Raw genomic sequence first — 22,790 nt, 5'->3', positions numbered from 1 at the left:
TATTTCATTTTTCTATTATTGAATACCTAGTTTCTCTTTGTTCAAGTTCATCTTTTCACTTCGTACCTTCACAATCTCTTCCCAGCGGTTTTCACCCAAAAATGACTTGTAAGCAGCCAATGCATTGTCATACGATGCATCATCTTTGGACCGCACCATGCTGACCAGTGTCGTATTCCATTTCGTATTGATTGCTGACAACGCACGAGCTTCAGGAGTACCTTGGTCCGGACTAATGTTTTCCAGAATGAAGTGTGGTTTCAGCTTGCCTTTGCCCCACTCCTGCATCTGTTTAATCGCTTCCGGAAAAGCATCTGCACTGAGTGCTTTGTGACGATCATGGCCGAAGAACATAAACTCACCCATCCGATAATCCTTTTTGAATTGATCTGCGTTATTCAGTTGCATGTCTTTCACTGCTGGCAGTAATTCGACACTACCGTCGGCCTTGGTTTGGAAGGTCTCCCCTTCGATCCCGTAATTCATAAGTGTCTGTCCTTCTTCACTGAGCAAATATGTGAAAATTTGAATCGCCTTGGCCGGATCTTTACAATCCTTGGAGATGTAATTGATCATCCACCCGGTTATCCCGGATTGATTCAATGTCGGAGCATTGCCTTTGGTGCTCTGCGGACCATCAATTGCAATATATTCTTTGCCCGGGTTGGCACTCATGTATATTTGCAGGTTTCCTCCTTGTTGAGGTGTACCGTCAAGCAGCATGGTCGCGTATTTACCAGACTTTACTTTTTCCTCAAAAGCCGTTCCATCATCAGCAAAACTGTCATCACTGATATTGCCATCTCTGTACACGGTGTTCAATGTCTTCAACCACGTGAGGTAATCTTCATCCAGATTACGATCGTAGAATTCTCCCGATTCGGTCTCCAGCGGGACGCCGATGAAATCTTGCAATGTATCCCCGAGTGAACCCGTTCCTTCACCAATGGAGTTGAATCCAAACGGAATCAGCGCAGGAAACTCCTGCTTAATTCGTTTCATCACACTCTGGAATTCCTCTGGCGTTCCAATGACCGGACTACCCAAAGCTTCGTACACATCCTTACGAATGATAAATGCCGTTTTGGCAGGAATGTTACCGCTATCATAATCTTCCTGTGTATTGGAATAGTTCGGATAACCATAGGTTTTGCCATCCGCCAATTGGAACCAATTCAATGTATCGGCAGCCGCAACTTTATTAAAATAAGGATCATATTTCTCCGCCAGATCGTTCAGCGGCATAGCCCAGGTAGCGGCTTTTTGTACCACTGGAGAATTGGAGTCAAATACCGTTAGCAGGTCAGGCATATCTCCGCCGGCGAAAAAGGTATTTAACTTGGTATCATCACCCGTGATGAATTTAATATTGATGTTCAGGTCCTCTTTAATTTTCTTCGTGACAATGTCCTTGCCAAAATCGGTGTTCCACCAGTCCGCATTGACGTACCACGTCAGGTCTGTAGCTTCTTCCTTTTTATCCAACTGCCAAGCCGGCTTTTCCGGGTCTACCGTATACCGATCTTCAATGGATACCCAATTCCCTTCACTGGAGCCCCCAGATCCACCGCTGCAACCTGTTATCATAATCACTGCTGCAAGTAATGTCGCGAACAATGTAATCCCTTTTTTTCCTGATGCCTTGTTCAACTTCAACATGTTTTTGTTCCTCCTCATAATGGGGTTTTTGTTGCTCCTATTCCTTGACCGCACCCAGCATCATTCCCGAGATAAAGTATCTCTGAACGATGGGATAGATCAGTACGATCGGGAGTGTTGTAATGACAATCGTGGCCAACTGCACGCCTTTGGTCGTTGTTTCGATCACAGCCGAACCCCCAACATTTTGCATGGATTGGGTCTGGGACTGAACGATAATCTCATACAGCATCATCTGAAGTGGATACAGTGACTGATCGGTAATGTATAACTTGGTTGTCATGAAGTCGTTCCATTGCCCCACCCCATTAAATAGCGCAATTGTAGCCATGGCAGGCATGGAGAGTGGAATGAATATTTTCAGGAAAATATGCCAATCCCCTGCGCCGTCAATCTTAGCCGACTCCTCCAGAGAATCCGGGACATTTCGGAAGAAATTCATCAGAATCACGACATCATAGAAACTGAATAACGCCGGAATAATGTATACCCAGAAGCTGTTTAACAATCCAAGGGATTTGATTAACAGGTATGTCGGGATCATGCCGCCCGAGAAGAACATTGTAATGACACCCATGGCAACATATAATTTACGGCCTCTTATGTACTTTTTGCTCAGACCGTAACCAACCATGGCACAGAAGAACACATGTGTAACAACACCTATCGTTGTTTTGGACACCGATATGAAGAAAGCCTGCCATATGCCCTGATCGTTGAATACCGCTCTGTAATTCTCTAGCGAGAATTCCGGTGACCAGAAGATGAATCCACCTTCCGCCAACGCTTTGCCTGAGCTAAAGGAAGAGATAATGACATTCCAGAGCGGAACCAAAATAACGATCGTACAGATGATTAACAAAATCATATTTAAGGTATCAAAGATCCGACTATCGAGATCTTCTTTTGCCACCTTTCCATTCACGCGGGATGCCTCCTTCTACAACACAGATTGATTATCATTTAATTTGCTGGTAATTTTGTTCGCCGTGACGAGCAGAATGACAGATATGATTGAGACACCCAAGCCAACGGCCGTGGCATATGAAAAGTCACCCTGAGACATCCCCATACGATACACGTATGAATTGATGACTTCCGCTTTATCGCGGTTTTGGGAGTTCATGAGAACCAGAGTCTGATCCAGATTCGACCCCAATAAACCGCTTACAGTTAGAATCAGATTGAGGCTGATAATGGAGCGCATATTAGGTAATGTGATATTCCATATCTGTCTGATACGGCTTGCACCATCGATTTTGGCAGCTTCATAATAAGTAGGGTCTATCTTCGCCATAATCGCCAGATACAGAATCGTTCCCCAGCCTGCCTCTTTCCAAATATCCGATAAGGTAGCAATCCACCAATACTTGCCTGCATCCAGCAAAATGTTCTGCGGTTGCGATATCACTCCAAGACTAAGCAACAACTGGTTAAATAAGCCCGTTGTTGAAAACCAGGTGATCAGCATTCCCCCGAGTACGATCCATGACAAAAAGTGGGGTAAATATGAAACCGTTTGCACAAACTTTTTGAAGCGTCCGCTGTTTAACTCATAGATCATGATCGCAAGAATAATCGGAATGACAAAGCCGATCCCCAGTTTCAAAAAGCTGATCCCCAGTGTGTTCACAACTGCATCCCAGAAGTATTTGTCAGACAAAATGATTCTGAAGTTATCCAGTCCTACCCATGGAGCGGTGGAAAGCGTATCAATGACCGTGTAATTTTTGAAGGCAATCGTCAATCCGTAGATCGGGATATAACAGAAAATAATCATAAATATAATGCCAGGGATAATCATGGATTGAATCTCCCATTGTCTTCGATAATCCACTATGAATTCTTTGATCCGTTGCCCGATGGGCTTCTTTCCGTTAGGACCGATCGTTTGTTTACCGGTTGAAGTTTCTACGGCTAATTTATCCACGTTTTTGTACTCCCCTCCGCCTTACGTTTATTATAAAAACGTTTTTATTTTTCGCCATAAAAACCCCCTTTGTTTGTATTTATGTAAAAAAAGACCGGAGAAGCAGCTGAGTCAACTTATGTACGATAGTCTTTCCGGTCGATCTTCACATGACTTGAACCTCTAACCACCAGTTCACCCGCCAATTTTTGCGCTGCCCCTTGTTCTTTCTCCTTGATCATGCCTACCAGTTGATTGATGGCCAGGATACCCTGTCTTGCAATCTGATTTCTTACCGTTGTGAGCGGTGGAGAAAAATACTGTGCGATATCAATATCATCGAAACCTACGACACTAACATCCTGAGGCACTTCAAAGCCCTCTGACTTCAACGCATGCATACAGCCAATTGCACTCAAGTCATTCCCTGCAAGAAATGCATCCGGCCGCTTGCTGGGATGCAAATGAAGAAAAGATTTTATAGCACTATATGTGCTATCCTCTTCAAAATACCCCTGTATAATGTAATCTTCATCGATTGGAAGCTGGTATTCATGCAGAGCAGCCAGATAGCCATCTCTACGTTGCACACTATCGAACATCGTGTCCACACCGGATATATAAGCAATTTTCTTGTGCCCCAGCCCAATCAAATACTTGGTTGCTTCGTAAGCAGCCACATACGAGTCAAAAATGACACTTCCCATCGTATCGCTCTGATAGACCCGATCCAGAAAAACAGCCTTGATCTTGTCTTTCTCCATGGCGATAATATCTTGCTCATCGATCCGAAGCTCTTCGTATATAATGACACCATCCACCCGCCGACCCAGAATATTACTCATAATAACGTGTTTATCCTTGGTCACAAATACATTCAAACCATACCCAAGACGATCACATTCGCGAGACATCGATTCAACCAGCTTATAGAAATACGGGCCCGATACACTTGTAGTGAAAAAACCGAGCATTTTGGTTTGGCCGGACTTCAACAGCTTGCCATTCAGGTTGGGCACATAATTCAATCGCTCTGCCACTTTGAGGACATGTGATTTCGTCTCCGGGTTTAAGACATCTACACCATTTAAAGCGTTGGAGACGGTAGATATGGATACGCCAGCTTCCCTTGCTACATCTTTAATCGTTATTTTTGCCATAATTTTTGTTCCTTTGCTATAAAAACGTTTTTATAATGTTTAAATTATCATAAAACCGTTTTCATGGCAACACTTTAATTTTCGAGCACAAAAAACGGCTCACGTATGAGCCGCCGTTCCTGAAGCTTTCGCTTTCTATTCCCCATCCTGGTTATACATGGAGTAAATCTGTTGCAGCTGCTCTTCCAGACGTTCCAAGCGCACAAAACGATCCGCTCGAATATATTCCTTCTGCTCCACAATCATGATCATTGTTGGAACGGTAAAAATAAGAAACCTGGAAGCGACTTCTTCCACTACGTTAGCATCAATGTGCCCCAAATATATGGATGGATAAGGTTCAAGCAACGCCCTGATCTTCGGAAGTAAAGCGTGACATACATTGCACTCCGGACGAGATACATACAAAAAAACGAATTCATGTTGCTGAATAGCCTCTTCAACCATTTCTATGGATGTTAATTCATGAATATCTTTCACAGAAACTCAACCCTTTCCATCATTCAATGGCTTTCTTAGTTAAAATTTTTTCTTTTCAAGTATAGCCTATGTGCGTTACAATTAAATGGAATATATCCCCATAAGAAAGAGGTTATGGTATGAAAAAATCATTCTTATTTCTGTTCACTGCCCTAGTTGTTGTTACTTCCTTCTCGGCCTATGCACCTGTGTCCAATGCCTCTGGCGATGTTGGAGTAAGCCTGTTGTCCGATCGTCAAACAGGTGTAGTGAAATAAAACTCGATAGAACTCAGCAGGCGACCTCTTCGGATAACATCCGTAACTGGGTCGCCTGCTTTGATTTGTATTTTATTGATTTTGCCTCTTTTATTACATATTAATTCCAATCTCTCTTTCGAAGATAAGATTCAAATACAAAAGTTCCAAATGGCAGAAGACCGGCCACTCCACCCATCAGCCAGCGCGTAATCTTCCACTTTTTGACCACAGCCAGATGCACTAGCGCAATAAGGTACAAAGGAAACAAAATACCATGAATCATGCCCATTACGGCTACAGCGGAAGAGATATCTGCAAAATATTTCAGAGGCATAGCAATAAAAATTAATAGCAGTAATGATACACCCTCCCATATGCCCGCAATTCTGAATCGGCCTGTCACTGTTTTCATAAGGTCCATTCTCACCTTTCCCGCTAATCGTTTGTGAAATATGTAACTTGTAACATGATACGAAAACTTCACGCCACATCTCCGTACAGATATGTTGTTCTGAAGCTTATCCTCAGTATAACGTATGAGGTTAATTCGAAAATGCTTCAAATTTGAATAATTATTGAATCCACAAAACCCGATTCCCCCATCAGGTTCAGGTCTTACGGATTCAAGTTGTCTCACGCTCAATCAGCTGGTATGTCAGCTTCTCGGTTTTCAGCTCTGTTTTACCCAATACAGCCCATAATTGGTGAAATGCTTGGGTGGCTTGCTCTGCGATCGGATTGTGTATGGTCGTGATTCCGAGAACACGGGAAAGCTCAATATCATCAAACCCCACAATGGCGAGTTGTTCCGGTACCTGGATATTTCGTCTACGTGCTTCACTCAGAATGCCGATGGCTGCATAATCATTCGAACATAATACAGCTTGTGGAAGTTCTGGCCCCTCTGCCATTCTGCACATCGCTTCTTCGCCATCTGTGGAGCTGAATACAGAATATTGATACGCTTCAGACCACACAGGTAACCCTTTGCTCTTCATATAAAATTCATAAGCTTCACGGCGGCTCTGGGTATTCAAACTTTCAGCCCTGCCAAATGCATTTGCAATTCGAGTGTATCCTCTCGAAACCAGATGCTCCAGAGCTAACGTATACCCTTCTGCCTGATCCATCGCGACAGACGGAATCTCGTCATTCCCCATTCGCTGCCAGGAGACAATGGGACCATACTCACAATATGCTTTCAACTTGCGAGGGTCATTGACACAAGCGATAATCACCAGCCCATCGACTCGTTTACTGCGCAGATCTTCGAACGCTTGCAATTCAATCTCCGGATCTCCACGGGATGTATAGATAATCGTCTGAAATCCAAAATCCATAGCTGTATCAATGAATTGATTCATGAATGTAAGAATGATCTCTCCTGTGGTAGAGGTCACAATTCCAATCTGCTTCGTTTGCCCTGTTGATAACGATATCGCATTTCGGTTGGGAATATAATTCAACTGTTTCATAATATCCGTGATGATCTGCCTTGCTTCATCACTAACATGCGGAGAATGATTAATCACGCGTGACACTGTCGCTTTTGAGTAACCGGACCGCTTCATAATTTCATCAAACTTGGACATCGGAGACTCCTTTCTTGCTAACGAACGATATAAGTTTAACCAAGATTACTTCGAATAATAGTATGCCTCAGATTGGGATCAAAAGTAAAACTTGACGTGTAACCCGTTACAACGTTTAAGCTTTTTTATGTCATACATGGATCACCTTAAAGTGCGTGTTGAAAAAGATCGGTTTTCAGTACCGAGAAGATGGGATGAAGATAGAAATGGAGTAGCAGAGCGTAGGGAAAACTACGTGAGCAACGGGCATTTCGGCTGAATTCCATATTCGATGCTGATGATGCCGTTAGGCATCTTTTGTAATCAAAAGCGGGCTTTTTGAACAACCTCTTAAATAAAATTTGATGAATGGAGCGATACACATGAGCAACTCTCAAAATCAAACCTATCAATTCCCGGAAAATTTCCTGTGGGGTGGCGCAATTGCAGCCAATCAGGCTGAAGGTGCATACAATCAAGGTGGCAAAGGATTATCTACTCAGGATGTAGCTCCCAAAGGCATCATGGGCCCGATCACGGAAGAACCAACCGAAGATAACATGAAACTGATCGGTATCGATCTGTATCATCGTTACAAGGAAGATGTAAAACTGTTTGCAGAGATGGGCTTCAAAGTATTCCGTACTTCCATCGCCTGGTCCCGGATTTTCCCAAAAGGGGACGAGCTGGAACCGAATGAAGAAGGTCTGCAGTTCTACGACGATCTATTTGACGAGTGTCACAAATACGGGATCGAACCACTCGTAACGTTATCCCACTATGAGACACCTCTTCACTTGTCCAAAGAATACGACGGCTGGGTTAACCGGAAAATGGTTGGATTCTACGAGCGTTATGCAACCACTGTCTTCAACCGTTACAAAAACAAAGTAAAATACTGGCTTACCTTTAACGAAATCAATTCGATTCTGGAAGCTCCCTTCATGAGTGGAGGCATCTACACGCCAAAGGAGAAGCTCAGCAAGCAAGATCTGTATCAGGCGATCCATCATGAATTTGTAGCGAGTGCTTCTGCTGTGAAACTCTGTCATGAGATTATTCCTACGGCACAGATTGGTTGTATGATGCTCAGTATGCCCACCTACCCACTGACACCGAACCCAGACGATATGATTAAAGTCATGGAATTCGAACACAGCAACTATTTCTTCGGTGATGTGCATGTAAGAGGCCGCTACCCTGGTTATATGAAACGTTACTTCCGGGAGAATGGAATCGAGATTCATATGGAACCTGGCGACGAGGAAATGTTGCTTCATACGGTAGACTTTATCTCTTTCAGTTATTACATGAGTATCTGTCAGACGGCAGACCCGGAGAAACAAATCGCAGGTGAAGGTAACCTGCTTGGCGGCGTACCTAACCCTTATCTACCAGCAAGTGAATGGGGATGGCAGATTGACCCGCAAGGTTTACGTTATGTGCTTAACATGTTCTATGACCGTTATCAGAAACCACTGTTTATTGTAGAGAATGGTCTTGGCGCTGTCGATGAGTTAATCACGGGTGCTGACGGTGAGAAAACAGTCGAAGATGATTACCGAATCCAGTATCTGAATGATCATCTGGTTCAGGTTGGCGAAGCCATTGAAGATGGCGTTGAAATTATGGGTTATACATCATGGGGTTGCATTGATGTGGTCAGTGCGTCTTCTGCCCAGTTGAAAAAACGTTATGGCTACATCTACGTTGATCGTCATGACGATGGTTCTGGAACACTCGAACGTTACCGTAAAAAATCCTTCCATTGGTACAAAGAAGTGATCAGCAGTAACGGGAAAAGTTTGCAGCGATAAAGTTTCTCAAGCAAATGTTTAAGCAAATGTAACAGATACATCCGTCTATCCCCCAGAAAATCACGTGAAAAAGTGTCGGTTATACGATACCTTGGCATGTTTACTGTCTGGGGGATTTTATTATGAATGCCCGATGTTAAACGATAAACATCGGGCATTCTCATTGGCTGTTATCCTATTCTTTACTATATGTTCTTCACTACATCCTGTTGTACTTTGTTTTGTCTTCTTCGGTTATCTCGCGAATGACCCTGCAAGGGTTGCCCGCTGCAATCACCCCAGACGGTATATTCTTGGTCACTACGCTCCCTGCTCCAATGATCGTATTGTCTCCAATGGTAACTCCGGCAAGAACGGTCACACCGCCACCGATCCAAACATTATTCCCTACCGTGATGGGTCCAACAATCTCCAGACCTTCATTGCGCTGCTCTACATCAAAAGGGTGGCCAGCAGTATAAAATCCACAATTTGGAGCAATAAAAACGTTATCTCCAAAACTGATTTTGCCTCCATCCAACATGACAATATTATGATTGCTATAGAAGTTCTCACCAATTTGAATATTATAACCATAATCACATACAAAGGGCTGTTCAATCAGGAAACGATCAGTCGTTTTCCCGAGCAGTTTCTTAATTAACGCTTCTCGTTCATGGATCTTGCCTGGATGGAGCTGGTTATAATCGTAACAAAGTCCTTTGGCATACAAACGCTCTTCAATCAACTCTTGATCATAATTGGCATTATATAAGAGCCCTAATTGAGATTTTTCTTTTTCAGTCATCATATCCTGGCACTTCCCATCTTCTATCTATACATTTGTTAAAGCTCTATCTCTCTAATGATTCTGGCTGGATTGCCGCCCACGATCATATTATCCGGAACATCCTTCGTAACCACAGCGCCTGAAGCAATAACAACGTTATCCCCTATGCTAACACCCGGATTTATGACGGCTCTTCCCCCTATCCAGACATTATTCCCTATCGTGACTGGCTTGCCATACTCTGCCCCCGTATTGCGTTCATGCGGATGGAGTGGATGAGTAGCTGTATAGATATGTACATCTGGCCCCATTAAACAATAGTCTCCAATACGAACTTCACACACATCTAATATCGTACAATTAAAGTTGGCATAAAAATGATTGCCCACATGAATGTTATATCCATAATCCACATGAATATTAGGTTCCATACCCAGATGTTCACCTGTAGATCCAAACAGTTCCTTCAGTAACTTGGTTCTAAGCTCTCCGTCCGTTTCTGTCGTTTGATTGAATGTGCGCGTCATTCTGCGTGCATATTCTCGATCCTTAGACAATTCGAGATCAGAAGCCATGTACAGCTCGCCATCCAGCATTTTTTGTTTTTCCGTCTTTGTAGTCATGATCACTGCTCCCTTGGTACACATCATATAATTTAACATTAGATAATACTTTTTAAAACTATTTTAATTATATAGATTACGATGAATAAAACAAGTCTTGCTCTATATGAAAACAGTATATTCTACTCACGCACAATCTCGTAAAGTAGCCAAAAACCTCTACACCCCATTGACTAGGGGATTGCAGAGGTTCAAATTTTTTGTCTAAGTTCTTTATTCTAAGCAACCGCCTGAATGGTTTTTTCCTTCACGCTAATGGCGTAGATGGCAGACACCAAACCAAGCAAAATGAGTACAGAGCCGACCCATCCGGTGTGCAGAATCGATGAATGATCGATCACCATGCCACCGATATAGGTACCGAGTGCAATACCTGCATGTGCTATACCGGAATTGGTGCTGATTAGTGTTTCAGCTGTTTCCGGTGACGTTTTGATAATCAGACTATTCTGTACAGGTGTAACCGTCCAGCTCAGTGCACTCCAGATGCTTAACAATATCAAGAAGGCAATCAAAGGCAATTGAACACTAAACGGGATGATAGCCATACTCACGATAAAGGGAATCAGAACAATGACGATCGCTTTAGCAGGATGCAGACGATCCGATAACATGCCCCCAATGCCTCCACCTGCAACAGCAGCGATCCCAAACATCATATAGATAAAGGTAACCATCGTTGCGCTGGCACCCAGGGTTTCTTGCAGAAATGGTGTAAAATACGCATATAAAGTCAAATGACCCGCAAGTACAAGCAAAGTCGTCGCATGGATTGCCAACATTTTCGGATTCCACAGCGCTGTAAGCTGTTTCTTCAGGGATACAGCAGGAATCGGCTGCACTCGATCCATCGCAATCCAGATAGCTACCATAACCACTGCGGTCAGTATGGCAATCAACATAAACACTTCACGCCAGCCAGCCAAGTTTCCTACAAAAATACCGAGTGGTACACCAAGGATAAGTGAGGCACTGCCTCCCATGGTAATGGTCCCCACCGCGCGTCCTTTATACTGTGGTTCCACAATGCGCGCTGCAAGCGTCAGGGAGAGCACAAAAATAAGTGAACCCGTCGCGGCTCCGAGAGCTCTACCCGCCATCAGCATGTAGAAGCTGGTGCTGAACGCAGAGATGAGATTACTGATCAGAAATACAAATAGCGTACACATATATACCTTTTTACGCTCGAATCTAGCCGTCATATTTAATAAAATCGGCGCAGATAACGCATAGACAAGTGAGAAAATAGAAATTAAATATCCGGCCTTAGCCAGGGATAGATGAAGATCCGTAGCAATCAGGTCCAGAATGCCGCCCAAGATCAGTTCAACGGTTCCGACCACAAATGCTGCGATAGCAAGCACATATACTTTCTTATTCATGTTGAATCCTCCTCAAAAGTTACAACTACGATAGTAACTCATAGGAATGAAAGTTTCAATAGTTATTTTCATTGTTTTTTCAAATAAAGTTATAACAAAAAAACTATTCTCTTGGAGAATAGTTTAATAGATCAACCTGGTGAGCAATCGCTCGATTTCAGCATCCTGCAACAGTTGGTCACCATATTTTTTTGTAATTTGAGTAAGGGCAACATCATGGTAGAAATAATCAGTCATGGCTTTAACAATCGGTTTGGACATCGTCTTGATGGCTCGCCATGAATCGTGTTCCACACCGGCAAACAACAGATAAGCATGATCCACAATGAGCAGTTGTGATGGCTCCGGCGCGTCAAGTAATGGAATCAACGAGTATTTACGCGTTAAGGAGGTCTCCATTCCCCCTACGGCTAACACTTCAACGTACACTCCCTGCTTTTCCTTCTGCTCCAGCAGTTCACGATATTTCTCCATTCGCTCATTCCATGCCAGGAAAAGAATTGATGATTCCGCTTCCTCGATAAGTTGTTCAATGTTTGATCCAATGGATGATTCATCTTTTAACGTCCAGATATGTTCATCCGTGAATGTACGTTTGATTTTGTAACTCTTCAGTTCCTCGATATCTTTATCAAAATCTGCCTTGATCTTATGAATAACGGACTGAATATCTACGGCCATATATAATTTTTTCTTTCCATCCATCGTGGTCAGCACCGTTCCCTTGTCGATCAGTCGATTAAGCACTTCATATATTTTGGCTTTGGGAACGTTCGAGTAATTAACAATGGATGTGGCATCAAGCGGTTCATCTTGTGCAAATATAGCCTCGTATACCTGGCTCTCATATTGTGTAAAACCGAATTTCTGCAACATATTTGGATCGGCGCATCCCTTCTTATTATGTCTGGTCTATCTAGTTTAGACGGCTATACTTCCCATGTCCAGTATGTCCCACCTAACGTGGGATTGTTTGAATCAAAATTAAATTAAGCGTTGTCCCCAAAATAAAATCACTTTCCAGTGGTTATATTAAGAATCGGATACCCATTTTGCTTGTGGAAGGAGCTGTAATTTTTAATGGAAAGCACGCAAGATTTTGTGAAGAAAGTTAATGAAAATGCCGAAAAAGCGCGTCACAATAAAAACAATGGCAAGGGAACACCTGGAGACAAGTTACCATCGAAACAGCATTCTACGAATAAGTAGAGTCTATTTATTGAACAGCATGACTTCTGTCTAGCACCTTTTCCTCTACTTTTCATCTACTATTAAGAACCTTTAATAGAAAAGAGATGATTAGTATGGCTCGTGTCAATGCTGTTCGACAACCAGATCTGGTGTTAATCTATTGGTCCAGAAATCCGCTCGTGCCTGGTTCTGCGCGCAGAATTCAAAGCGTACGTGTGATTGGAAACACCGCTCCGTGTACATTTACATTAGTTCCCGGGGCATTATTGATCAATGCATTAAACTGTTTGTTGGACAACGATATTGGATTCAAAGTGGTATACCGCCAGAAAACATCAGCCATCAGTGGAGTTCTGTTATTGAAACGCAGATAATCAGACCCGAAAAAAATGGTGCTCCCTTTAGGAGAGCACCATTTTCTCATTTTTCATTCTTGGATTATAACAATTAATCCTTTATTGATTAGCAGCGATTGTTTCATTCACTTCCTGTGTAATCTCATCACCGCCGAGTTTCTTCCAATTGGCAACAAAGTTATCGAACTCGTCAATCGACAGGTTACCATAGATGATTTTCAGGAACGTCTCGGCTCTCAATTTATCCAGCGTAGCTTGCTTGGTATTCATTGTTCTCGTTGGTGCATAGATGAATTCATTCATGACAATCAGGTCATTATCCCGATAATATTTAATCACACCTTGCGAACTCTCTGGGCCAAATATCCGCTCCATATGCCACTTGTCGAGATTACCATTCCGATAATCCATAATATCATCATAGAACAGCTTCGCTTCGAGTTCCAATCCGGACGTATCTCCTGTTTGAAGCGCCTGCTCCACTTCGTCCTGCGCCTTCACATTTTTGTTGGCTGGCAGGTTAGAAACCGTCGCATTATGAAAACCAAGACCTGTCAGTCCATTTAAGTAAGCAGCCCGTTCTTCCTGCGCAGACTCACCAAACATTTTTTCAGCCTGGAAATTGAGCAATTTAATTAACGCTTCGGGATGCTCGTAACCTTTGCGAACAGCAAATATGCCGCCCAGACTAAGATGGTTCTGTGTTTTTGCTGGCTGATCATCAATCGATTGAACCGGGTAAGGCATCCAGTCGATGTTCTTGTCTTTCTTAATCATACTGCTAACCTGGAAAGGTGCCCATTGTGGCAGGAAGAACATGCCTGACTTGCCAGCATTCACATCCTCCATCATTTTAGCAAAATCTTTAACGCCAAATTCGGGATCAAGAACGCCCTTCTGATACAGAGTCTGGAGCTCACGCAATCCTTCTTTCACTTCCGGTTGGATCGTTCCATTCACGACTTGACCTGAAGCATCCTTAATCCAGGTTTCGAGATAACCATGATAGCCGAGCAAGAACGCGTTGATAGGTAAATCCTTGTTTAAGGCAATGCCGTACGTATCATCTTTGCCATTTCCGTCTGGATCTTCGAAGGTAAAGGCTTCCGCAATTTGGATGACATCCTGCATGGTTTTAGGTGCCTCAAGCCCAACCTTTTTCAGCCAATCCTGACGAATCCAGATCATATCCGAGGAATCCAACGAACCTGGGAAGCTAACCATGGCGTATATTTTTCCATCCTTGGTTACCGGCTTCAAACCTGCTCCATCTTCAGCAGACATGAACTCCTTCACCAGTTCGGATGCATACTTGTCATATACTTCGGTCAGATCCTCCAGCATTCCCGCTTCATGCAGTTGTTCGAATTGCACAGCGCTCACTTTCAGTACATCCGGCAGATCACCACTCGCGAGCGTAACATTCATCTTATCGTTATAATTGGCATCCGGAACAATCCATTCGTACGATACATCAATACCGAGTTCATCCTTATACCCTCTGGTCCAGATGTTATTGGCGTGTGTATCTCCTTCGGCTAGCGATTCTTTCCCCGTTTCATTCATGGTAGAAGTTAATTTAATGGGTGGGTCGTATTTCGTAAGTGGTCCTCCCGCATCCTGCTGTGTGTTTGGCTCAGCTTCATTCTCGGCACTTCCCGCACCGGACGAACAGGCTGCAAGTGTGGTGGCTAGTACCATGGTTAATGTTAATAATGAGAACTTCTTGAATGATATATTCATGCGAATCCCCCTTTTTTCTCCTCCCGTGAGGTATAATTTTATATTACAAAGGAAGCGCTATCACTTCGAGTGTACCCCGTTTACATCTAGTATCTTTGATTTACCCTTTGAGAAATCCTCTAACTTTTCTGATCCCGATACTCTTGAGGGGTGCAGCCTGTCGCTTTTTTGAAGAAACGATAAAAATAATGCTGATCGCTAAACCCAACCCTCGCAGATATTTCATGCATCTTACAGGTCGAACCCAGAAGCAACTCTTTGCTTCGCTCCACTCTAAGGTCATGGATGTAGTCGGATATGCCTTTGCCTGTAATCCGTTTGTACCAACGTGACAGATAAGAAGGGTTAAGAGAGACTTCCTGTGCGATCCGTGTGAGTGAGAGGTCGTCCTCCAGATGGTGCTTGATATAATGATGGATCGTGATCAGAATCTGTGATTGGTCATTCAGACGAGCATTGCTTCGTTTGGAGATCATCCATTCGTATGCAGATTGATAAAAGATAACCAGTTCGGACCATGCGGTATGGATGTCAAAATGCAGCATTCGGGACAGCGCTATCTCTTCCATTGCCGATTCATACAGCCCTAATTCGTGCAGGACTTCAATGAACACATTGGCTGCGCCAGTATAGGTTTTCATTCGAAAGAACGGATCTTGAAGTCCTTTCTTCGCAGCCTCGGTCCATTTATGGAAGGACTCCATCCACTCCCGGTCACCTGCTGTTATTCGCTGTTTGATGTGCTCCAGATGCAGAACTACGACACCCTGTTGATTCATCATGCTAGGAGTGTAAGGCAATTTATCCTGGATTTTGACACGCAGCAGCTTCTCCATCCCCAGCCCCGGACTCTCATGAATCGATAGACGCAACTGCGCAATAGCCTGATTAACCCTGTTCCATTCTACCGCCTGCTCACTAACCATGATGGATACGGACAGGTTCAAACAGTCCGCACAGGATTGCTGCACAGACTCCAGTGTGCCATAGACAAAACGAAGAGTTTGTTGCCAGTTATCCAGCTGACTTCCTCGCTCCCCTTCAGTATTAGATACGTGGGGCGGATGCACCCCCTGCGATTGAATAAAGCAAGCGATGACCTGAGTGTCCAGATCAATTGCCTTCACCTTGGCCTTGTCCTGCAGCAGTTCCTCTGCAACATTGGCAACGGCATAGCGGATTAGGCTGCGATCGGCCTGGGACTGATAGTTGTTCCATTCTTCTACCCGGATGATTACTGGAATAACGAGTTGATCGGATTCGAAAGGTAGCTGTACAGCATCAAGTTCTTCCTGAAGTGAAATGTTATCATGGCTTTCCGTTCGCTTAAGCACATCCAGCAGCAATTGACGCTGCAACTGGGGCAGCGCTCGGGGCAATTTACTCCGAAACCATGCAGCTTGGTAGCGAAAATCATTCTCTTCGGAGATTTGTGTTAATGCCCGTTCTACCGCAGCACGAATGTGATTCATGCCCTCTGTCTTTAACAGGTAATCAACAACGCAAGGATTCCGAATAGCTTGGTGTGCATAATCAAATTCGTTATGACCTGTCAGCAAGAGGACTTTGCATCGTGGCCACCGATCCATAATCTGTTCAATTAATTCCATGCCGTCCATGCCAGGCATACAGATATCACTGAGTACAATATCAACCTTTACCAAGTTCAGCCAATCGATAGCTTCATAGGCCGAGTATGCCTTGATTATCTCCATGTCCTGAAGATTTGCTTTTTGAAAAAACGCATACAGTCCGTCCAGAATAACGGGTTCATCATCTACTATGAGCATTCTCTGCATGACGTTACTCCCCCTCCCATGGAATCTTCACTATAATGCACAACCCACCGAGCTCACTTCGCTGCGCTGTAAGACCATAACCAGCCCCGAATTTGATTCTTAATCGCTGATTCACATTGATGAGCCCGGTTATCTCTTCGTTTCCATGTTTCCGCTCTGTTTCCTCAAATGCAGATTGCAGATAAATCAATGTTTCATCACTTAACTGATCCCCATCATCCTCAATGCGAATGGACAGATTGTCCAGGCCCTTTTGGTACGAGATCTGTAGGATACCTCCTTCGCTGCGTTTGGCTAGTGCATGCTCAAACACATTCTCTACGATCGGCTGAATCATGACTCTGGGAACGGAAATGACTCTGTATCTTGCGTCCAGACCCTCTAATTCCAATTGAATCCTCGAACCAAACCGGATTTTTTGAATGGATGCATAGACCAGCGCATGGTCAATCTCAGCCCCCAACGATACCTCCGTATGAGAATCCCGAGACATATACCTGAAATATTGACCCAGGTAGTCGGTGAATTCCTGAATGAGCTCCACATTCTCCACCTCAGCCATTTGCTTGATGCTGAACAGACTGTTGTATAGAAAGTGAGGTTGAATCTGGGATTGCAGATGTTTGAGTTCCGCCTCACTTGTTCGAATGCGCGCAACATAATTCTCATCGATCAAAATATGTAAGCGTTCTATCATATGGTTGAATCGGGAGTACAAATAACCGAATTCATCCCTTCTGGATGAAGGAATATATACACTTGTCTGGCCCTGTTCAGCCATTCTAAATCCTCGGATGAGCAACGATAAAGGTTGGTGAATCGATCTATAGATCGAAAAAGAGAAGACAATAATAATTACAACTGACATGAAGGTCACCATCCATAACCATACGTTATATTGTTCCAGTGGTGCGCTCAGCACATCCTGCGGAATAGTGGCTGTCAGCGTGAACGAATGATCTTTATCGTGTAAAGAATAATAGAGATATGAATCAGATTGGAACTTTGTAACTTGCATGGACTCAGACGGTTCAGGCGGAACTGTTCGAATCGGTTTTACAGGTGCTGCCTGCTCTGAAGAAGAGATGACTACATTATGGTGTTCACCAAAACTCAGTGTAATCTCACTTTCACCCGTTTCCGACAGTTGCTGCAAACGATGTTTCAGTTCTTCAGCAGACAAGCGTATTCCTAATATGAAATTGGGTGGCTCCTCATGGTTCATGTTATACGGATTGCTTTTCAGGAAATAGAGAACGTTATTGGAATGCGATAATTCGCCATTCAGATTCCCCATTGTCGCGAGCAGATTCTTCCACTCGGTATCCTCTACATCCCGAATCCCGTCCGCCGCACTGACTCGTTTATGCAGAGCGGGAACGTAATACACAACATCACTAATATAAGGACTCGTCACCATGATCTGACCCAACTTATTGTGAATGTTGTTCAGGCTGGACGTGATTTCATAGCTACTCATAATCGCAGCCCTTGTACTTAGCGTGGACATGGGTTCATCAAATGAAAATTCAGTAACCAGCGCACTCATCCGCTCCAATTCGAATTGCAGATGATTATGGTAGAAGTACAATTTGGACTCATGGGCCTTCTCCACCTCCGTCTGCATTTGTTTGGAGCTGAGTTGTGTAATCATAATGCTTATCCCGTACAGGGGCAGAATGACCAGTATAAAAGCAATCATCAGTTTGACGACAATGGATGACTCTCTCCATCTCCCCCAAATGAATCTCAATGCTCCATCTCTCCTCTCCTCTTTCTTCTCACCTCAATAGCAAAAAAAGGAGCCAGAAATCGGCTCCTCAATCGATTGGTTTTCCTCCTACCGATCTTATCCCTTTACACTTCCGACGACAAGCCCATGAACGAAATATCGCTGCAGGAACGGATACACAAGTAGAATCGGAATAACGGACAAAAAGATCTGGGAAGCTTGGGTAGTTCTATCCGATACCTGACTTAAGAGTGTCGCATCCTCCAGCGTCATCATCTCGCTCTGAATCATCGTCACCTGCTGTAACATGGACTGAAGATATGTAGCAAGCGGATAACCTTCCGGACTTTTCATGTAGATCATGCCATCGAACCAGGCGTTCCAGTGTCCCACCATGGCGAACAGCGTGATGGTCGCAATACTGGGAAGTGAAATAGGAAGATAGATGCTGCATAGCGTGCGGAAATGTCCTGCCCCATCCATCCAGGAGGCCTCTTCAAGTTCCTTCGGCAATCCCCGGAAGAAATTAAGCATTAGAAGTACATTAAAGATCGGAACAGCACCCGGCAAAATTAGAGCCCAGATGGAATCCAACAAGCCCGCTTCCTTAACCACCAGGTAACCCGGGATCAATCCTCCACTGAATAACATGGTGAATACGAATATCCAGGCATAGACTGTTCTTGAACGGAATTTGGCAGCCTCTTTGGAGAGCGGATAAGCTACCAGAATTGTGAAGATCAGATTGGTCGTAACCCCCAGAATGACACGTAGCAGGCTCGTGCCGAATGAGTTCAGGAATTGCTGATTTTCCAGAATGTATTGATAGGAGGACAATGTAAAATCCACAGGCCAGAATGTGACGCTCCCCGCTTTGACCGCATCACTTGAACTAAATGAAATCGCTAATATATTCACAATCGGGAACAGGCATAACAAGGCAAGAATCGTCAGGATGACGTAGTTAAACCCTAGGAACCACCGATAGGCTCTTGAAGCGTGGTGCATGACTCTGCCTCCTTTCTAGAATATCCGATAATTCGCGAACCGATAGGCCAAGAAATAACCAAGTCCGATAAAAATGAACGAAACGACAGATTTGATCAGCCCCAACGCTGTGGATACAGAATACTGTGCATCCTGCAATCCGATCCGATAGATCATCGTATCGAGAATATCTCCTGATTCGTATACCAATGGATTATAGAGGTTGAACACTTGGTCAAAACCGCCGTTGAGTACATTCCCCAGACTAAGCGTTACCATCAAAATGACGATCGGGCGAATGCCGGGCAGTGTGATATGCCATGTCTGTTTCCATCTTCCCGCTCCATCCATAACAGAGGCCTCGTAGAGTGACTTATCAATATTCGTGAGGGCAGCAAGATAGATAATCGTACCAAATCCGAATTCTTTCCATTGGTCTGTGATGACAAGTATGTATGGAAACCACTCGTTACTGGCCAGGAATTGAATTGGGTCAATTCCGAGGGCTTTTAGCAACATATTAACGATCCCCGTGCTGGGAGATAACACATCCACGATGATTCCCGCCAGAATAACCCAAGAGAAAAAGTGAGGCATATAAATTACAGTCTGAATCGTTCTTTTGAAACCTGTCTTGCGAACCTCGTTGAGTAATAAGGCTACAAGTACCGGAATAACCAAGCCGGACACAATTTTCATCGTTGATATAAACACCGTATTCCATACAACTTGCGAGAAACCGGGCAGATCGAACAGATACCTGAAATTATCCCACCCCACCCAGTTCATATTTTTGAATCCGGCAATGGGAGAGAAATCCTGAAAGGCAATAGAGAGCCCCGCCATCGGAATGTAACCGAATACAATAATAATCAGCAGTCCGGGTAGAATCATAAGATGAAGCGGAACGTTTCGGATGAATTGTTTGTAGTTGGAACGCATAGCTGACTCCTCCTTCAACGTTTATTATAGGAGCAGCCCTTTCACCGCAACAGTGTGGGCTATTTACTTTAGGTATCTTTTGTTGACTGCTTTCCACAGTTCAATAGCATACCAAAAAAGAAACGAATCAGTTGCAATTCTATTGTTAAGCCATTAGAATGAACTCTTTTGAGATATGCTTATACATAGACATGGTGGAAGGAATTTGCAACTACGATATGAAACCTTACATTCCAGTGTACGTAATGTAATATTTACCATTAGGGTGTAGAGTAAACTGTTATTTATTTTGATTACAATGAGGGATATTATGAAAAAACAATTTATGGTACTTGGTCTTGGACGATTCGGTTCAAGCTTGACACACACACTCATTAAAAATGGGCATGAAGTGCTCGCTGTAGACAAAAGCGAAACTCTTGTTCAGGAGATTTCAACGGTGGCAACCCATGCGGTACAAGCAGATTGCACTGACAAATCAGTCCTTATGGAGCTTGGAGCAAGCAATTTTTCACACGCCATTGTCGCGATTGGCGAAGATCTGCAAGCAAGCATACTGACCACTCTGTTATTGAAAGAACTTAATGTACCCAAAGTAACAGCCAAAGCAAAAAATGATAACCATGGTAGTGTGCTTAGCAAGATTGGTGCGGATCAGATCGTCTATCCTGAACGTGACATGGCCACAAGGCTGGGGAATCAGCTTAGCTCAGACAACATTATTGATTCCATTGAATTGTCTTCAGATTATAATCTGGTTGAAATCAAAGCACCCTTAAGTATGAATCAGAAGACACTTCTGGAACTCAACATTCGGGCAGAATATGGATGTACCGTTATCGCCATCAAAACGGGGAATAACCTGAATATCTCACCCATGGCAGAAGACATAGTCCGTGCGGGAGATATGCTCCTGTTAATAGGCAGTAACGATGACATTCGGAATCTGGAGAGTGACTATGAACCAAAGAAATAAAAGCACACATGGAAATTCGCCGCTAGATAAGATTGAATCCATTGTGAACAAGCTAAAAAATAATATGAGCCCTCCTCAACTGATCATGATCATCTTCTTCACCCTTATCTGGATCGGAGCCATATTGTTAGCACTACCGGTATCTTCCAGTAACGGAAAATCAATCGGGTTAATTGATGCTCTGTTTACAGCTACTTCTGCAATCTGTGTAAACGGGCTTATCGTACTGGATACAGGGAGTGTCTTTTCAACATTCGGACAGGTCATCATCATGATTTTGATTCAGGTTGGTGGACTGGGGTTTATGACACTAGGTGTAATGGTTGCCATTATTCTGGGGAAACGGATTGGTTTAAAACAGAGGCTTCTTATTCAACAAGCCACCAACACCTCCTCTGCTCAAGGTCTGGTTAAGTTATCCATGTATATTGTACTTATAGCCTTTGCTTTTGAAGCTCTGGCTACGGTGGTTCTTACATTGCGCTGGCAGAGTGATTTGGGATGGGGACAAGCTTTCTATTACGCCATATTCCATTCCATCTCTGCCTTCAATAATGCGGGTTTCTCTCTTTGGAGTGATAGCCTTACCCCATTTGTTGGTGACCCGATTGTTAATCTCACAGTCATTACGCTCTTTATCATTGGCGGCTTGGGTTACATTGTGGTTGTGGATGTATTCCGCAAACGTTCATGGAGAAAGCTCTCCCTTCATTCAAAAATTGTGTTAATCGGTAGTTTTTCTCTGTACTTGTTTGGATTTCTCACTATTTTTTTACTCGAGAGTTGGAACCCTTCTACGTTTGCTGATTTATCTTACAGTGAACGTATATGGGCTTCTCTGTTTCAGGGTACTGCTCCTCGAAGCTCTGGATTCAATACCATTGACATTGGAAGTATGTTGGCCACATCCCAATTTTTCATTATTATCCTAATGTTCATTGGGGCTTCTTCCGGCGGAACAGGTGGAGGAATTAAAATCAATACTTTTGTGGTCCTTATTCTTGCGACCATACAAACATTTCGGGGCGGCGGACAGATTCATGCTTTTGAGCGTAAAATTGCAGAAGAAACAGTAATGCGTGCACTCGCTGTTGTCTTAAGTTCTCTCGCCTTTGTGCTTGGGATTTCCATTCTGCTATCCATATCCGAAGGCATTCTAGAAAATCATTTTCTGGATGTTTTGTTTGAAGCTACTTCAGCATTTAGCACCACAGGACTCTCGATGGGTCTGACGAGTGAGTTGAGTGTTGCCGGTAAAATTATAGTCTCTATTACGATGTTTGCAGGACGATTGGGACCATTAACTCTGGCTTTTGCACTGGCTCAGAAGAAACGCACATCCAAAATCGGTTATGCAGAGGACCATGTCCTTATTGGTTAACATACCGGACTACGACATGTTAATCCTATTGCGAAAGTTAATTGCTTTTTATGTCAAAACAAGTTCAATAGCAA

At 43.6% G+C, this 22,790-nt stretch carries 22 protein-coding genes; 6 read left to right on the top strand and 16 right to left on the bottom strand.

The features are described 5' to 3' along the window. Positions 1–15: 15 nt before the first annotated feature. The 5 genes from NLBNIHML_RS00815 to NLBNIHML_RS00795 all read right to left on the bottom strand — a co-directional run bounded on the left by NLBNIHML_RS00815 (position 16) and on the right by NLBNIHML_RS00795 (position 5,208). Positions 16–1,659, bottom strand: coding sequence for a type 2 periplasmic-binding domain-containing protein (locus NLBNIHML_RS00815; protein ID WP_494353521.1), 1,644 nt, complete (start codon positions 1,657–1,659; stop codon positions 16–18). A 37-nt stretch (positions 1,660–1,696) separates the two neighbouring features. Further along, positions 1,697–2,584, bottom strand: a complete 888-nt coding sequence (locus NLBNIHML_RS00810; RefSeq protein WP_017688674.1) for a carbohydrate ABC transporter permease — start codon at positions 2,582–2,584, stop codon at positions 1,697–1,699. 15 nt (positions 2,585–2,599) lie between these two features. Then, positions 2,600–3,589 (bottom strand): ABC transporter permease, encoded by a 990-nt coding sequence (locus NLBNIHML_RS00805; RefSeq protein ID WP_494353520.1) that lies wholly within the window; start codon positions 3,587–3,589, stop codon positions 2,600–2,602. A 116-nt stretch (positions 3,590–3,705) separates the two neighbouring features. Continuing rightward, positions 3,706–4,728: a LacI family DNA-binding transcriptional regulator gene (locus tag NLBNIHML_RS00800; protein WP_494353519.1), complete on the bottom strand. Its 1,023-nt coding sequence runs from the start codon at positions 4,726–4,728 to the stop codon at positions 3,706–3,708. Positions 4,729–4,863: 135 nt separating this feature from the next. Then, positions 4,864–5,208, bottom strand: a complete 345-nt coding sequence (locus tag NLBNIHML_RS00795; RefSeq protein WP_339260935.1) for a thioredoxin family protein — start codon at positions 5,206–5,208, stop codon at positions 4,864–4,866. Between the two features lie 119 nt (positions 5,209–5,327). Between NLBNIHML_RS00795 and NLBNIHML_RS00790 the strand changes: the two genes are divergently transcribed. Continuing rightward, positions 5,328–5,465, top strand: a complete 138-nt coding sequence (locus tag NLBNIHML_RS00790; RefSeq protein ID WP_339242363.1) for a hypothetical protein — start codon at positions 5,328–5,330, stop codon at positions 5,463–5,465. A gap of 100 nt (positions 5,466–5,565) precedes the next feature. Here NLBNIHML_RS00790 and NLBNIHML_RS00785 read toward each other — a convergent pair whose 3' ends face one another. Next, entirely contained in the window at positions 5,566–5,859 is a 294-nt protein-coding gene (locus NLBNIHML_RS00785; RefSeq protein ID WP_339242362.1) for a DUF3817 domain-containing protein, read from the bottom strand. Between the two features lie 211 nt (positions 5,860–6,070). Next, positions 6,071–7,039, bottom strand: coding sequence for a LacI family DNA-binding transcriptional regulator (locus NLBNIHML_RS00780; RefSeq protein ID WP_494353518.1), 969 nt, complete (start codon positions 7,037–7,039; stop codon positions 6,071–6,073). Between the two features lie 362 nt (positions 7,040–7,401). Between NLBNIHML_RS00780 and NLBNIHML_RS00775 the strand changes: the two genes are divergently transcribed. Further along, positions 7,402–8,835: a glycoside hydrolase family 1 protein gene (locus NLBNIHML_RS00775; RefSeq protein ID WP_339242358.1), complete on the top strand. Its 1,434-nt coding sequence runs from the start codon at positions 7,402–7,404 to the stop codon at positions 8,833–8,835. A 199-nt stretch (positions 8,836–9,034) separates the two neighbouring features. Here the strand turns inward: NLBNIHML_RS00775 and NLBNIHML_RS00770 are convergent, their stop codons facing one another. The 4 genes from NLBNIHML_RS00770 to NLBNIHML_RS00755 all read right to left on the bottom strand — a co-directional run bounded on the left by NLBNIHML_RS00770 (position 9,035) and on the right by NLBNIHML_RS00755 (position 12,485). Then, complete coding sequence (locus tag NLBNIHML_RS00770; protein ID WP_494354649.1) at positions 9,035–9,622, bottom strand: sugar O-acetyltransferase; 588 nt, start codon at positions 9,620–9,622, stop codon at positions 9,035–9,037. Between the two features lie 38 nt (positions 9,623–9,660). Continuing rightward, positions 9,661–10,227 carry a sugar O-acetyltransferase gene (locus tag NLBNIHML_RS00765; RefSeq protein ID WP_479491861.1) on the bottom strand — a complete coding sequence of 189 codons (567 nt, stop codon included), beginning with the start codon at positions 10,225–10,227 and terminating at the stop codon, positions 9,661–9,663. Between the two features lie 218 nt (positions 10,228–10,445). Beyond that, positions 10,446–11,609, bottom strand: a complete 1,164-nt coding sequence (locus NLBNIHML_RS00760; protein WP_472478415.1) for an MFS transporter — start codon at positions 11,607–11,609, stop codon at positions 10,446–10,448. Between the two features lie 123 nt (positions 11,610–11,732). Further along, the gene (locus NLBNIHML_RS00755) at positions 11,733–12,485 is read right to left on the bottom strand and encodes a TrmB family transcriptional regulator (RefSeq protein WP_339260927.1); all 753 of its coding nucleotides are present in this window, start codon (positions 12,483–12,485) and stop codon (positions 11,733–11,735) included. Between the two features lie 204 nt (positions 12,486–12,689). Here NLBNIHML_RS00755 and NLBNIHML_RS00750 point away from each other — a divergent pair, with 204 nt between their 5' ends. Together NLBNIHML_RS00750 and NLBNIHML_RS00745 are read left to right on the top strand one after the other, a co-directional pair. Further along, positions 12,690–12,818, top strand: a complete 129-nt coding sequence (locus NLBNIHML_RS00750; RefSeq protein ID WP_047842809.1) for a DUF4023 family protein — start codon at positions 12,690–12,692, stop codon at positions 12,816–12,818. 95 nt (positions 12,819–12,913) lie between these two features. After that, entirely contained in the window at positions 12,914–13,174 is a 261-nt protein-coding gene (locus NLBNIHML_RS00745; protein ID WP_339242352.1) for a hypothetical protein, read from the top strand. Between the two features lie 81 nt (positions 13,175–13,255). Here NLBNIHML_RS00745 and NLBNIHML_RS00740 read toward each other — a convergent pair whose 3' ends face one another. The 5 genes from NLBNIHML_RS00740 to NLBNIHML_RS00720 all read right to left on the bottom strand — a co-directional run bounded on the left by NLBNIHML_RS00740 (position 13,256) and on the right by NLBNIHML_RS00720 (position 20,359). Then, complete coding sequence (locus tag NLBNIHML_RS00740; RefSeq protein ID WP_339242350.1) at positions 13,256–14,899, bottom strand: extracellular solute-binding protein; 1,644 nt, start codon at positions 14,897–14,899, stop codon at positions 13,256–13,258. Positions 14,900–15,018: 119 nt separating this feature from the next. After that, on the bottom strand, positions 15,019–16,698 hold the full coding sequence (locus tag NLBNIHML_RS00735) for a response regulator (protein WP_339260924.1): 1,680 nt from the start codon (positions 16,696–16,698) through the stop codon (positions 15,019–15,021). Between the two features lie 4 nt (positions 16,699–16,702). Then, positions 16,703–18,451, bottom strand: coding sequence for a sensor histidine kinase (locus tag NLBNIHML_RS00730; protein WP_339260923.1), 1,749 nt, complete (start codon positions 18,449–18,451; stop codon positions 16,703–16,705). 96 nt (positions 18,452–18,547) lie between these two features. Continuing rightward, a complete protein-coding gene (locus NLBNIHML_RS00725; protein WP_339242341.1) occupies positions 18,548–19,438 on the bottom strand; it encodes a carbohydrate ABC transporter permease in 891 nt (296 codons plus the stop codon). A gap of 15 nt (positions 19,439–19,453) precedes the next feature. After that, the gene (locus NLBNIHML_RS00720) at positions 19,454–20,359 is read right to left on the bottom strand and encodes an ABC transporter permease (RefSeq protein ID WP_339242339.1); all 906 of its coding nucleotides are present in this window, start codon (positions 20,357–20,359) and stop codon (positions 19,454–19,456) included. A 310-nt stretch (positions 20,360–20,669) separates the two neighbouring features. Between NLBNIHML_RS00720 and NLBNIHML_RS00715 the strand changes: the two genes are divergently transcribed. Together NLBNIHML_RS00715 and NLBNIHML_RS00710 are read left to right on the top strand one after the other, a co-directional pair. Beyond that, positions 20,670–21,335, top strand: a complete 666-nt coding sequence (locus tag NLBNIHML_RS00715) for a potassium channel family protein (protein ID WP_237175555.1) — start codon at positions 20,670–20,672, stop codon at positions 21,333–21,335. Continuing rightward, positions 21,319–22,716 carry a TrkH family potassium uptake protein gene (locus NLBNIHML_RS00710; RefSeq protein ID WP_339260919.1) on the top strand — a complete coding sequence of 466 codons (1,398 nt, stop codon included), beginning with the start codon at positions 21,319–21,321 and terminating at the stop codon, positions 22,714–22,716. The genes NLBNIHML_RS00715 and NLBNIHML_RS00710 overlap by 17 nt, the downstream gene beginning before the upstream one ends. Positions 22,717–22,790 lie beyond the last annotated feature (74 nt).

The sequence above is a fragment of the Paenibacillus sp. JNU01 genome (genome assembly GCF_059130585.1).
The sequence above is the reverse complement of the archived record's forward strand: the minus strand, read 5'-3'. Positions and strand labels throughout refer to the sequence as shown.